We start from the raw sequence: 13030 nt of genomic DNA, 5'->3' as shown, positions 1-13030 counted from the left end.
AGACGCGGGATGGAGCAGTCTGGTAGCTCGTCGGGCTCATAACCCGAAGGTCGTCGGTTCAAATCCGGCTCCCGCAACCAAACATCAAAAAAGGCTACTCGAAAGAGTGGCCTTTTTTGTATCCGGTGAAAAAGTTCTTCTGAAACAATGGCATGGCATCTTTCATGAAACCGTACACGGTTTGTAGAGTCCATCTCATTGCAAGCTATGCTAAGACGCAAGTACTACCCTCTACGACCAATGGCCGCAGTCGCCCCACCCGGTGATACGCGTTAATATTTGTAATTATTTTGTCCATAGGGATTGGTAACTTGGCTGGATACCTCCATCCTGTCGCGCACAATCCACGAGGTGATTGATGCGCGCCAACTCGTCTGAACCACAAGACACCGTCACAGCAGAACAACCGATCGCTCCCACCCGTTTGCGCTGGCTGGATCTGTTGAGCAAATACCGGCAACCCATCGGGTTGGCTGTCACCCTGTTGCTGTTCGCAATTGCCTTGATCGCCTGCCGACACTTGCTGCTGGAGCTGGACCTCTATGCCCTCCACGATTCGATCCTGGAAGTGCCCAGGCCCGCATTGCTCGGCGCATTTGCAGCGGCCGTCGTGGGTTTCATCATTCTGTTGGGCTATGAGTTTTCCGGCGCGCGCTACGCCGGGGTGAAACTGCCCGCCAAGACCCTGGCCCTGGGCGGCTTCACTGCGTTTGCCATCGGCAACGCCATCGGCCTGTCGATGCTCTCGGGCGGTTCGGTGCGCTACCGTTTATATGCACGTCATGGCATCGGCGCGTCGGAAGTCGCCCACATGACCGTGTTCGCCAGCCTGGCGCTGGGCTGCGCCCTGCCACCGTTGGCGGCATTGGCCACCTTGAGTAACCTGCCGGCCGCGTCGACCTATCTGCACCTGCCGCAAACCCTGCTCGGCGGCATTGCCGGCGCCGTGCTGCTGCTGTCGGCCGTGCTGTGCATCGGCATTTATCGTCGCCGCCTGCCGGAACAGCCGTACCCCGACAACCTGCTGGTGAAAGCCGGCCGTCGCACCCTGCGCCTGCCTGGCCGGCGCCTGACCTTCCTGCAACTGATCATTACCGCACTGGATGTGGCCGCTGCTGCCACCGTCCTTTATATGCTGTTGCCGGAAGCGCCGCCCTTCGGGCCCTTCCTGCTGGTGTACCTGCTGGCCCTGGCTGCCGGCGTGCTCAGCCATGTACCGGGTGGCGTGGGAGTGTTCGAAGCGATCCTGCTCGCGGCCTTTGCCGACAAGCTGGGCGCCGCGCCATTGGCTGCCGCACTGCTGCTGTATCGCATGATCTATGTGGTGCTGCCGTTGCTGATCGCCTGCGTGTTCCTGCTGGTCAATGAAGCGCAGCGCCTGTTCCAGACGCAACAAAGCCTGCGAGTGGCCTCGGGCCTGGCGGCACCGGTACTGGCCGTACTGGTTTTTTTGTCCGGCGTGGTCCTGCTGTTTTCCGGCGCCACGCCGGAAATCGACTCACGCCTGGAAAACATCGGCTTCCTGATTCCTCATCGCCTGATTGATGCCTCGCACTTTGGTGCCAGCCTGATCGGCGTGCTGTGCCTGCTGCTCGCCCAAGGCTTGCGTCGTCGCTTGTCGGCCGCCTGGATGCTGACCATGGTGCTGCTGCTGACGGGCGCCCTGCTCTCGCTGCTCAAAGGCTTCGACTGGGAAGAAGCCAGCTTGATGATCATGACGGCGGTGCTGCTGGCGATCTTCCGGCGCTCGTTCTACCGCGCCAGCCGCCTGACCGAACTGCCGTTCTCGCCGCTGTACCTGGTGGCCAGCGTCTGCGTGCTGGGGGCCTCGATCTGGCTGCTGCTGTTTGCCTATCAGGATGTGCCTTACAGCCATCAACTGTGGTGGCAGTTCACTCTGGATGCCAACGCCCCGCGCGGCCTGCGTTCGCTGCTCGGCGCCGCAGTCCTCTTGGTGATCGTATCGTTGACCTGGCTGCTGCGCACCGCGCGCCCGGTGATCCACCTGCCGACCCCTGACGAGCTGGAGCGTGCCACCAAGATCCTGATGGCCTCCTCGCAGCCCGACGGCGGCCTGGCGCTGACCGGTGACAAGGCGCTGCTGTTTCACCCCAACGACGAGGCTTTCCTGATGTATGCCCGTCGCGGGCGTAGCCTGGTGGCCCTGTACGACCCGATCGGCCCGACCCAGCCGCGCGCCGAAATGATCTGGCAGTTCCGCGACCTGTGCGACATTCACCACGCGCGCCCGGTGTTCTACCAAGTACGCGCCGAGAACCTGCCGTACTACATGGACATCGGCCTGACCGCGATCAAGCTGGGTGAAGAGGCGCGTGTCGACCTCAAGCGCTTTGACCTGGAAGCCAAGGGCAAAGAGATGAAGGATCTGCGCTACACCTGGAACCGTGGCAGCCGTGACGGCCTGTCCCTGGAGATCCATGAACCCGGCACGGCCCCCATGGATGAACTCAAGGTCATCTCCGATGCCTGGCTGACCGGCAAGAACGTGCGGGAAAAAGGCTTTTCCCTGGGACGCTTCAGCGACGACTATCTCAAGCACTTTCGCATCGCGATCATTCGCTTCGAAGGGCGCCCGGTAGCCTTCGCCAACCTGCTCGAGACCTACAACCACGACCTGGCCAGTCTCGACCTGATGCGCGCCCACCCGGACGCGCCCAAGCTGACCATGGAGTTCATGATGGTCGGCCTGATTCAACATTATAAGAGTCACGGCTACGCCCGCTTCAGCCTCGGCATGGTGCCGTTGTCGGGCCTGCAACCGCGCCGGGGCGCCCCGCTGACCCAACGATTGGGCTCGATGGTGTTCCGCCGCGGCGAGCAACTGTATAACTTCCAAGGCTTGCGCCGCTTCAAAGACAAGTTCCAGCCTGACTGGGAACCCCGTTATATGGCCGTGCCCGCAGGACTCGATCCGCTGGTGGCACTGGCCGATACCGCCGCCCTGATCGCGGGCGGCTTGACTGGATTGGTGAAACGCTGATGATTCGACGCTCCTGGCGGTATGTATTGGCCTTTGTTGTGCTGCTCGCCCTGATCCTGGGTGGTGGCTATTGGTACTGGAACCGCCCTGCCCCACAGCCGACCCTGGAGCAACTGCCCCAGGCCGACGGTTCGGTCATGACCCGCGTAACCCCCGCCGGCACGGCAAAGGCCCGTGTGGCCGTGGCGGTGCTGGCCGATTCAACCCTGACCGACAGCCAACTGATCGCCCTGAGCCAGGGCGGCAAGGCGCAGATCGTCCAGGTGATCCTGCCCAAGGATGACTGCACGCTGCAGGAACAAGCGCTGCAAGGCGCCCTGGCCCAGCTCAAGGGCCCGGCGACCCTGGTCAGCGGGATCGGCCCGGGTGCCAGCCTGGCCTGGCGCTGGCTGGCGGCACAGAACGACGACAAGGCCAACGCCATCTCCGTCGGCTTCGCCATGACCCAGGAAGGCTGCAAGGACCCGCTGCCGAAAACGTCCGCACACGGCAGTTGGCTGGTGGCCTGGAACGACAACCCTGACGATGATGCGGCCAGTTTCGTACGCGACACACCGCGCGCCACTACCAGCATCAGCGACTACGACATCCATTACCCGCAAGTGCTGAACAACGAGTTGCGCAAGCAGTTGGTGGGTTCGGACAACGGCGGCCTGGCGATTCCCGTGGTGGAAGTACCCGCGGGCCAGGCCAAGGACACGGTGACGCTGTTCCTCTCCGGTGACGGCGGCTGGCGTGACCTGGACCGCGATGTGGCCGGCGAAATGGCCAAGATCGGCTACCCGGTGGTGGGCATCGACACCCTGCGCTACTACTGGCAGCACAAGACCCCGGAACAAAGCGCCAAGGACCTCACCGAGCTGATGCAGCACTACCGTCAGAAGTGGGGCACCAAGCGCTTCGTGCTGACCGGTTACTCGTTCGGCGCCGACGTGCTGCCGGCGATCTACAACCGCCTGCCTGAAAACGAGCAGCAGCGTGTGGACGCAATCATCCTGCTGGCGTTCGCCCGTACGGGCAGCTTTGAAATCGAAGTGGAAGGCTGGCTGGGCAATGCCGGCAAAGAAGCCGCGACCGGCCCGGAGATGGCCAAGCTGCCGGCGGATAAAGTGGTGTGCATCTACGGCGCAGAAGAAGTCGACGAGAGCGGCTGCACCGACAAGACTGCGGTGGGCGAGGCGGTGAAACTGCCCGGTGGGCATCACTTCGATGAGAACTACCCGGCGCTGGCTCAGCGCTTGGTGGACATCATTGTGAAGCACCAGGCCAAGGACAAAACCGAGTAGCTTCAGGCTGTACTCAGGCCCCAATGTCGGCGGGGTTATGTGGGAGCTGGCTTGCCTGCGATAGGGGCGCCGCGATGTGACGGACACATCAGGGTGATGCTATCGCAGGCAAGCCAGCTCCCACATTTGCTTTGCAGTGTGGGCGAACGCTAGCGCGGTTCTATATGCGCGATCATCAACTGCACGGTTTCCTGCCCACGGAACTCGTTCACGTCCAGCTTGTAGGCCAATTCCACCCAACGCACTGTCGGGTTCGGCCAGACCTCACGGTCGACCCCAAACGCAATGCCATCGAGCTTCACCGAGCCGCATTCGCTCTTGAGCACCACCTTCAGGTGCCGCTCCCCCACCACGCGCTGTTCTACCAGCTGAAACACACCATGGAACAACGGCTCGGGAAAGTGCTGCCCCCACGGCCCGGCATGCCGCAAGGCGCGCGCCAGTTCGAGGTGAAACTCTTCAACCGCCAGGGTGCCGTCGGACAGCAGGCGCCCGGTAAGGTCTTCTTCGCGCAGTTGCCGACGCACTTCAGCATCAAAGGCTTCGGCAAACAGTGGGAAATTCGCCTCGGGCAATGTCAGACCCGCCGCCATGGCGTGACCGCCGTATTTGGCGATCAGGTTGGGATGCTGGCTTGCGACCACCGCCAGGGCATCACGGATGTGGAAACCCGGCACCGAGCGCCCAGAGCCCTTGAGCAGGCCATCACCGGCGTCGGCGAAGGCGATGGTCGGGCGGAAGTAACGCTCCTTCATGCGCGACGCCAGAATCCCGATCACGCCCTGGTGCCACTCCGGGTCGAACAGGCACAGCCCATAGGGCATCGACTCCACCGGCAGGTCCTTGAGCTGGGCCAGGGCCTCGCGCTGCATGCCTTGTTCGATGGATTTGCGGTCCTGGTTCATGCCGTCCAATTGCGCGGCCATTTCCCGCGCCGCCGCGAAATCAGTGGTGAGCAGGCATTCGATGCCCAGGCTCATGTCATCCAGGCGTCCGGCGGCGTTCAGGCGTGGCCCGAGGATAAAGCCGAGGTCGGTGGAGGTAATCCGCGCAGCATCGCGCTTGGCCACTTCGAGGATCGCCTTGATCCCCGGCCGCGCGCGACCGGCGCGAATACGCTCCAGGCCCTGATGCACGAGGATGCGGTTGTTGGCATCCAGGGGCACCACGTCGGCCACGCTGCCCAGGGCCACCAGGTCGAGAAGTTCGCCGATGTTCGGCTGGGGCTTGTTGTCGTACCAGCCCAGGCTGCGCAAACGCGCGCGCAGGGCCATCAGCACATAGAAGATCACGCCCACGCCGGCCAATGCCTTGCTCGGGAACTCACAGCCCGGCTGGTTCGGGTTGACGATGGCGTCCGCCGCCGGCAATTCATCCCCCGGCAAGTGGTGGTCGGTGACCAGTACCTGCAACCCCGCCGCCTTCGCCGCCGCCACGCCTTCGACGCTGGAGATGCCGTTGTCCACGGTGATCAGCAACTGCGGCTCCCGCTGCAGGGCCACCGCGACGATTTCCGGGGTCAGGCCATAGCCATATTCAAACCGGTTGGGCACCAGGTAGTCGACATGCGCCGCCCCGAGCAGACGCAAGCCAAGGGTGCCCACGGTGCTGGCGGTGGCGCCATCGGCGTCGAAGTCGCCCACGATCAGGATGCGCTGGCGCTGCTCCAATGCGGTCACCAGCAGGTCCACTGCCGCGTCGATGCCCTTGAGTTGCTGGTAGGGAATCAACCGCGCCAGGCTTTTGTCCAGTTCAGCCTCGGACTGCACCCCGCGCGCGGCGTAGAGACGCGTCAACAGCGGTGGCAATTCACCGAGAAACGGCAGGACAGCAGGCAACGGGCGAGGATCGATACGCATGGGGTGACGGAAGCTTCTCTTCTAGTACAACGGTTAAACAACAATGCTGAAAGCAACATGGATCAACTGTAGGAGCCGGCTTCTGTGGGAGCTGGCATGTGTGGGAGCTGGCTTGCCTGCGATGCAGACACCTCGGTCTTCCAGCTATACCGAGGTGATGCATTCGCGAGCAAGCCCGCTCCCACACAACCCAGCGCCCACAGGTTCAGCCGCGCTCGCCGACCAGCCACTGCAGCTGCACTTCATGCTGGCCGCGATCATCGGTCACGAAGATCGTGCCTTCGCTGATCATCACGTCCCACTTGATCACGCGCGGCATGTCCTTGGCCAGGGTCTCGAGGACGTCCTGCGGCACCGCAGCGATGTGCACGTTCTTGAGGTTGTTGGCCACGGGCACCACTTTGCCTTCCCACACACGCAAGCTGCCGTAGGCCAGCAGGCTGGTGCGCTCGGTGCGACGCGAGCACCAGGTCAGGCGGTCGGCATCCGGCTGGCCGACTTCGATCCAGTGCAGGACCCGGTCATCCAGGCTTTTTTCCCACAGGGCTGGCTCGTCTACATCTGACAGGCCACGCCCGAACGACAACTGCTCGTTGTACCAGAGGGCGTAGGCCAGCAGACGCACGGTCATGCGCTCTTCGGTTTCCGAAGGGTGGCGGGCGATGGTCTGCTTGACGCTCTCGTACACCGAGCGGTCGAGGTCGGTGAGGTTGAGTTCGAATTTGTAGGTCGTGGACGGCTGGGCCATGAACGGACTTCTAGAGACAGGAAAAGGCGGCCAGTCTAACCGATGGCGAGGCCATTCAACGAATCCTGCGCAGCATCATCCTTATCCCTGGGCCGCTCGCCTATGTTAAAAGGCTTCACACCACCGCCCCGCGCAGAAAAGGATCCTCATGTCGTTTAATGCCAAACCGCTTGCCGGCCTGAAAGTCATCGAACTCGGCACCCTGATCGCCGGCCCGTTCGCCTCACGCATCTGCGCCGAATTCGGTGCCGAGGTGATCAAGGTGGAATCGCCGGATGGCGGCGACCCGCTGCGCAAGTGGCGCAAGCTGTATGAAGGCACGTCGCTGTGGTGGTTTGTGCAGGCGCGCAACAAGAAGTCGCTGACGCTGAACCTCAAGCACCCGGACGGCCTGGCGATCCTGAAGCAGCTGCTCGCCGATGCCGACATCCTGATCGAGAATTTTCGCCCCGGCGTGCTGGAAAAACTCGGCCTGGGCTGGGAAACCCTGCATGCGCTCAACCCCAAGCTGGTCATGGTGCGTCTCTCCGGCTTTGGCCAGACCGGACCGATGAAGGACCAGCCAGGGTTCGGCGCGGTGGGCGAATCCATGGGCGGGCTGCGCTACATCACCGGTTTCGAGGACCGCCCACCGGTGCGCACCGGGATCTCCATCGGCGACTCCATCGCTGCGCTGTGGGCCGTGATCGGAGCGCTGATGGCGCTGCGTCATCGCGAAGTCAACGGCGGCCTGGGCCAGGTGGTCGACGTGGCGCTGTACGAAGCCATCTTCGCGATGATGGAAAGCATGATCCCCGAGTTCGATGTGTTCGGCTTTATTCGCGAACGTACCGGCAACATCATGCCCGGCATCACCCCATCGTCGATCCACACCAGCGCGGACGGCAAGCACGTGCAGATTGGCGCCAACGGCGATGCGATCTTCAAGCGCTTCATGTCGGCCATCGGTCGCGAAGACCTGGCCAACGATCCTGCACTTGCCAGCAACGACGGACGGGACAGCCGCCGCGACGAGTTGTATGGCGTGATCGACCGCTGGGTCAACGCGCTGCCCCTGGAGCAGGTGGTGGAGCAGTTGAATCAGGCCGAGGTGCCCGCCAGCCGTATCTACAGTGCCGAAGACATGCTCGGCGACCCGCAATTCCTGGCCCGGGAGATGTTCCTCAAGGCCAAGCTCCCGGGCGGCAAGGACTTCAAGATGCCCGGGATCGTGCCCAAGCTGTCGGACACGCCGGGCAGTTGCGAATGGGTAGGGCCACAGTTGGGCGAACACAACGGCGTGGTGCTGGGTGAGCTGGGATACGACGCCGCTGCCATCGTCCGCTTGCGTGAGGAAGGCGCAATCTAATGGCGTCCCGGTGCAAACGCTGGCTCTTGAAACTGGGCGTCGCCACCCTGATGGCCGGCGGCTGGCTCTCGTCAGCGCGGGCCGAAGACACGCTGATCTGGCTGCTGCGCGATTTGCCGCCGCTGACCATTTTCGAAGGACCGAGCAAAGGCCAGGGCGCATTGGACCAGTTGCTGCCAATCCTGGCCGTGCGTCTGCCGGAGTATCGTCACCAGGTGCTGCACGTCAACCGCGCGCGCGGCACGCAAATGTTGCGCGAACCCTCGTTCACCTGTGACCCCTCGTTGCTGTGGACGCCGGAGCGGGCCAAGTACGTGGTGTTTTCTCGCCAGGCGTTTGCAGTGCCCAGCAACGGCGTGACGATCCGGCGCAGCCAGCAGGACGCCATGGCGTCGTTTATCGTGGACGGCCAGTTCGACCTGCAAGCATTTCTCGATGCTCACAGGACGCGGGTGGGCGCCACCGCGGAGCGCAGCTACGGGCCAGTCATCGATGAACAACTCAAACACGTCGACGCGCACAAGCTCGCCCTCCACTACGGCAACGACGCCCTCGGCAGCTTGTTGCAAATGCAGCGCCTCGGACGGTTGGAGGTGGTATTGGGTTATTGGCCGGAAATCCGCTATCACGCACTGCAACAGGGGATTGCGTCCAACGACCTGAGTTTCTATCCGATCAAAGGCACAGCGCCCTACCAACGCACGCATATCGCGTGCTCGGATACGCCCCAGGGGCGCCAGGCCATCGAACGGATCAACCAGGTGCTGCTCGACATCCCTCAGGAACGCGTGCAGCAGTCCTACGCCGCGTGGCTGGATCCGCTCATGCGCGAGCAGTACCTGCGCGACAACCCGCGGTTTTTCCAGAATTCACCCGTGCCGTGACAAATCGCGGGCAAAAAGAAACCCCGAAGAGTGGGGAGACACTTCGGGGTTAAACGTGGCCTTACAAAGACCAGTACAACAAGGCACAAACACCGGAGCACAATGTTTGCTCTTGCTGTTACAAAATCTGACAGGCCCTGCAGTCGGAAGTTTCCGCGTATAAACAATTCTTCATGCGACAGCAGCGCTGCGGGTCTGGGCAGCATTGCGCAAGGCCGCGATAACCGAGGGCTCCAGTCGCCCTTCGGCGATCTTGAGGTCGCGCAGCAGGCAATCCACAACATCCACCAGCACGCGTTTATCCATCAATTGCGCCTGGTCGACTTCACGCTCGACCACAATCGCGCCAGCAGGGTTTTTCACCGTCACCAGGCATTCGCCCTGCACGCCAGAGGTGGTCAGCGTAACCAGATAAGGGCTCAGTGCTTCTTCGAGCAATAGGCTGATACTTTCCATCTCGATCACCACTCAATAGTTCGGGAACAATCGTTTCAACGGGAGCTGCATCTATCCTAAGTGACTGGTTGTGACGTAGGAAAGTTCGCTTTTTCGTCTTTATGGGGCCGTCAGGGAGTGACGAGGACCAGCATGCGCCAGCAACATGACAACGAAAAAACGGCGGCACATAAGTGCTTACGCAATGGGCTGCCGTTTTGGGGTTCGCCGGGCGCGCAGGTCGGGGGTGAATCCTATACTCGGTGAGCGCTGGTCACTCTGCAATGCAGGCAAAGGCGCATGTGAAAAGGCCCTTATTACGAAGGATGATTACGATGGCGGAACCAAATGAACACCAGACGTCGACAGACAGAATGCACGCCGAGGTATCACGTATTTTTGCTGAAATAGCACGTATGAACGCAGAGCAAAACAAACTCAACAAAGAATCCCTGAAGATAACCTGTGAGACTTTCTGGTACCCGGTGGGTATCGCGACAGGGTTCTATGCTGCAGTTGGCACCGTCATAGTCGTTGCCCAGAAACTGTTCTCGTAACACGAGACCGGGCCTGCCATAAAAAAACGCCGCTGACCCAAGGATGGGAAAGCGGCGTTTTTGTCTGCGCAGTTCGCCTTACAAAGGCTTGCCGCGATTGCCATGCTGGCTGACAAACGCCTGCACAGCCTTCAGGTCATTGGCCAATACGGTGCAACGCTCTTCACGTTCGAACAGGTTAGCCAAGTGCTCCGGCAGCTCCAGCGCCTTGCCGACACCCGCCTTTTCCACCGCTTCGGGGAATTTGACCGGGTGCGCAGTGCCGAGGATCACCATCGGGATGTCCAGGCTGCGACGGCATTCGCGGGCGGCCTTCACGCCGATGGCGGTGTGCGGGTCAAGCACCTCGCCGGTCTGGGCGTAGACTTCGGCGATGGTCTCGCAGGTTTGTTCATCATCCACGGCCAGGGAGTCGAACAGCTTGCGGGTTTCGGTCCAGCGCTCTTGCTCGACGCTGAAACCGCCACCTTGCTTGAAGCTGTTCATCAACTCGGCCAGGGCCGCGCCATTGCGACCGTGCATATCGAACAGCAAGCGTTCGAAGTTCGACGAAACCATGATGTCCATTGACGGCGACAGGGTCGCGTGCAGGGTTTCCTTGACGTACTGGTTGCCGCTCATGAAGCGGTGCAGGATGTCGTTGCGGTTGGTGGCGACGATCAACTGGTTGATCGGCAGGCCCATGTTGCGGGCCAGGTAGCCGGCGAAGATATCGCCGAAGTTGCCGGTCGGCACCGAGAACGACACCGAGCGCGCTGGGCCGCCCAGCTGCAGGGCAGCGTGGAAGTAGTAGACGATCTGGGCCATGATCCGCGCCCAGTTGATCGAGTTCACCGCCACCAGGCGCGTGCCCTTGAGAAAGCTCTGGTCGGCGAAGCTGTTCTTGACCATTTCCTGGCAGTCATCGAAGTTGCCTTCGATGGCGATGTTGTGGATGTTCTCACCGAAGATGGTGGTCATCTGCCGGCGCTGTACTTCCGACACACGCTTGTGCGGGTGCAGGATGAAGATGTCGACGTTTTCGCAGTGCTTGCAACCTTCGATGGCGGCCGAGCCGGTATCACCGGAGGTGGCGCCGATGATCACCACGCGCTCGCCACGCTTCTCCAGCACGTAGTCCAGCAGGCGACCGAGCAGTTGCAGGGCGAAGTCCTTGAACGCCAGGGTCGGGCCGTGGAACAGCTCCAGCACCCACTCGTTGCCGTTCAGTTGACGCAACGGCGCGATGGCGCTGTGGGAAAACACGCCGTAGGTCTCTTCCAGGATCTTCTTGAAGTCGGCATCCGGAATGCTGCCGGTGACGAACGGGCGCATCACCCGGAACGCCAGCTCGTGGTACGGCAGGCCGGCCCACGAAGCGATTTCTTCCTGGGTGAAGCGTGGCAGGTTTTCCGGCACATACAGGCCGCCGTCGGTGGCAAGGCCTGCCAGCAGGACGTCTTCGAAATTCAGGGCCGGTGCCTGGCCGCGGGTGCTGATGTAACGCATAGGGGCAAACCTTCAGTTTGGGCTGCAAGCTTCAAGTGACAAGCTGCAAGTAACAGCAGATCTGCTTTTACTTGCAGCTTGCAGCTTGGCGCTTGAAGCTGAATTAATTTAGATGTTCGACGCGAATACGAACGACCGGCCCAACCACGCCCTGAAGAGCTTCGAGAGCCCGGATGGCATCGTTGATGTGCTGCTCGAGCACGCGGTGGGTCAGCAGGATCATCGGCACCAGGCCATCCTGTTCCTCGACTTCCTTCTGCATGATCGACTCGATATTGATACCGCGCTCCGACAGGATGCTGGCCACCTGGGCCAACACACCCGGATGATCCTTGGCCTGGATCCGCAGGTAGTAGGCGCTTTCGCACGCCTCGATCGGTAGGATCGGATGGGCCGACAGCGAATCCGGCTGGAAGGCCAGGTGCGGCACGCGGTTTTCCGGGTCGCTGGTCATGGCGCGAACCACGTCCACCAGGTCGGCGATCACCGACGAAGCGGTTGGCTCCATGCCGGCACCGGCACCGTAGAACAGCGTCGAACCGGCGGCGTCGCCGTTGACCATCACGGCGTTCATCACGCCATTGACGTTGGCGATCAGGCGGTCAGCCGGGATCAGCGTCGGGTGCACACGCAGCTCGATACCGGCCGGAGTGCTGCGCGCCACGCCCAGGTGCTTGATGCGATAGCCCAGGGCTTCGGCGTAGTTCACGTCGGCAGTCGTCAGCTGGGTGATGCCTTCGGTGTAGGCCTTGTCGAACTGCAGCGGGATACCAAAGGCGATGGACGCCAGGATGGTCAGCTTGTGCGCCGCGTCGATACCTTCCACGTCAAAGGTCGGGTCGGCTTCGGCATAACCCAGGGCCTGGGCCTCGGCCAGCACGTCTTCGAAGGTACGGCCCTTCTCGCGCATCTCGGTCAGGATGAAGTTGCCAGTGCCGTTGATGATGCCGGCCACCCAGTTGATGCGGTTGGCGGACAGGCCTTCACGGATCGCCTTGATCACCGGGATACCACCGGCCACGGCGGCTTCGAACGCCACGATCACGCCCTTCTCGCGCGCCTTGGCGAAGATCTCGTTGCCGTGCACGGCGATCAGCGCCTTGTTGGCGGTGACCACATGCTTGCCGTTCTCGATGGCCTTGAGCACCAGCTCGCGGGCCACGGTGTAGCCGCCTACCAGCTCGATGACGATATCGATTTCAGGGTTGGTGGCCACGGCGAAGACATCGTTGGTAATCGCAATACCGGTCGTTTGGAACTGAGGCTTTGGCGAACGCGTGGCAATTTGCGCCACTTCAATCCCGCGACCTGCACGGCGGGAAATTTCCTCAGCGTTACGCTGAAGTACGTTAAAGGTGCCGCCACCGACGGTCCCTAACCCACAGATGCCTACTTTGACCGGTTTCACTGAAGAACTCCCCATG

The 13030-nt window shown here is 61.8% G+C and carries 10 protein-coding genes and 1 tRNA gene; 6 read left to right on the top strand and 5 right to left on the bottom strand.

Annotated features, from left to right (window positions below):
- Nucleotides 1-3 precede the first annotated feature (3 nt).
- The 3 genes from AC07SI_RS24160 (at nt 4) to AC07SI_RS24150 (ending at nt 4287) form a co-directional block, all read left to right on the top strand.
- Nucleotides 4-80, top strand: a tRNA-Met gene (locus tag AC07SI_RS24160).
- A 278-nt stretch (nt 81-358) separates the two neighbouring features.
- Nucleotides 359-3001 carry a bifunctional lysylphosphatidylglycerol flippase/synthetase MprF gene (gene mprF, locus AC07SI_RS24155; protein WP_065908721.1) on the top strand — a complete coding sequence of 881 codons (2643 nt, stop codon included), beginning with the start codon at nt 359-361 and terminating at the stop codon, nt 2999-3001.
- Nucleotides 3001-4287 (top strand): virulence factor family protein, encoded by a 1287-nt coding sequence (locus tag AC07SI_RS24150; RefSeq protein WP_065908719.1) that lies wholly within the window; start codon nt 3001-3003, stop codon nt 4285-4287. The genes mprF and AC07SI_RS24150 overlap by 1 nt, the downstream gene beginning before the upstream one ends.
- A 149-nt stretch (nt 4288-4436) precedes the next feature.
- On the opposite strand, the gene recJ is transcribed toward AC07SI_RS24150, so the two are convergent.
- Both recJ and AC07SI_RS24140 read right to left on the bottom strand, forming a co-directional pair.
- Nucleotides 4437-6146, bottom strand: a complete 1710-nt coding sequence (gene recJ, locus AC07SI_RS24145; RefSeq protein WP_065908717.1) for a single-stranded-DNA-specific exonuclease RecJ — start codon at nt 6144-6146, stop codon at nt 4437-4439.
- A gap of 205 nt (nt 6147-6351) precedes the next feature.
- Nucleotides 6352-6894, bottom strand: coding sequence for a YaeQ family protein (locus AC07SI_RS24140; RefSeq protein ID WP_065908711.1), 543 nt, complete (start codon nt 6892-6894; stop codon nt 6352-6354).
- A 148-nt stretch (nt 6895-7042) separates the two neighbouring features.
- On the opposite strand from AC07SI_RS24140, the gene AC07SI_RS24135 reads away from it, so the two are divergent.
- Together AC07SI_RS24135 and AC07SI_RS24130 are read left to right on the top strand one after the other, a co-directional pair.
- Nucleotides 7043-8242, top strand: coding sequence for a CaiB/BaiF CoA transferase family protein (locus tag AC07SI_RS24135; protein WP_495006645.1), 1200 nt, complete (start codon nt 7043-7045; stop codon nt 8240-8242).
- Complete coding sequence (locus tag AC07SI_RS24130; protein WP_495006644.1) at nt 8242-9126, top strand: TIGR02285 family protein; 885 nt, start codon at nt 8242-8244, stop codon at nt 9124-9126. The genes AC07SI_RS24135 and AC07SI_RS24130 overlap by 1 nt, the downstream gene beginning before the upstream one ends.
- Before the next feature lie 171 nt (nt 9127-9297).
- Here the strand turns inward: AC07SI_RS24130 and AC07SI_RS24125 are convergent, their stop codons facing one another.
- Complete coding sequence (locus AC07SI_RS24125; RefSeq protein ID WP_065908708.1) at nt 9298-9582, bottom strand: DUF3509 domain-containing protein; 285 nt, start codon at nt 9580-9582, stop codon at nt 9298-9300.
- A 314-nt stretch (nt 9583-9896) separates the two neighbouring features.
- On the opposite strand from AC07SI_RS24125, the gene AC07SI_RS24120 reads away from it, so the two are divergent.
- A complete protein-coding gene (locus AC07SI_RS24120) occupies nt 9897-10118 on the top strand; it encodes a hypothetical protein (RefSeq protein WP_065908706.1) in 222 nt (73 codons plus the stop codon).
- Nucleotides 10119-10196: 78 nt separating this feature from the next.
- Here AC07SI_RS24120 and thrC read toward each other — a convergent pair whose 3' ends face one another.
- Complete coding sequence (thrC, locus tag AC07SI_RS24115; RefSeq protein ID WP_213553350.1) at nt 10197-11606, bottom strand: threonine synthase; 1410 nt, start codon at nt 11604-11606, stop codon at nt 10197-10199.
- Nucleotides 11607-11709: 103 nt separating this feature from the next.
- Nucleotides 11710-13014, bottom strand: a complete 1305-nt coding sequence (locus tag AC07SI_RS24110; RefSeq protein ID WP_106802705.1) for a homoserine dehydrogenase — start codon at nt 13012-13014, stop codon at nt 11710-11712.
- Between the last annotated feature and the right edge of the window lie 16 nt (nt 13015-13030).

The organism is Pseudomonas sp. GW821-FHT05D12, from assembly GCF_059419825.1.
Note: the sequence above shows the minus strand (reverse complement) of the source record. Positions and strands in the feature narration are given on the sequence as shown.

Bases quoted from the DNA above. Each gene is read 5' to 3' on its own strand.
- mprF (WP_065908721.1), top strand. From the start codon at position 359: ATGCGCGCCAACTCGTCTGAACCACAAGACACCGTCACAGCAGAACAA.
- recJ (WP_065908717.1), bottom strand. From the start codon at position 6,146: ATGCGTATCGATCCTCGCCCGTTGCCTGCTGTCCTGCCGTTTCTCGGT.
- AC07SI_RS24140 (WP_065908711.1), bottom strand. From the start codon at position 6,894: ATGGCCCAGCCGTCCACGACCTACAAATTCGAACTCAACCTCACCGAC.
- thrC (WP_213553350.1), bottom strand. From the start codon at position 11,606: ATGCGTTACATCAGCACCCGCGGCCAGGCACCGGCCCTGAATTTCGAA.
- AC07SI_RS24150 (WP_065908719.1), top strand. From the start codon at position 3,001: ATGATTCGACGCTCCTGGCGGTATGTATTGGCCTTTGTTGTGCTGCTC.
- AC07SI_RS24120 (WP_065908706.1), top strand. From the start codon at position 9,897: ATGGCGGAACCAAATGAACACCAGACGTCGACAGACAGAATGCACGCC.
- AC07SI_RS24135 (WP_495006645.1), top strand. From the start codon at position 7,043: ATGTCGTTTAATGCCAAACCGCTTGCCGGCCTGAAAGTCATCGAACTC.
- AC07SI_RS24125 (WP_065908708.1), bottom strand. From the start codon at position 9,582: ATGGAAAGTATCAGCCTATTGCTCGAAGAAGCACTGAGCCCTTATCTG.
- AC07SI_RS24130 (WP_495006644.1), top strand. From the start codon at position 8,242: ATGGCGTCCCGGTGCAAACGCTGGCTCTTGAAACTGGGCGTCGCCACC.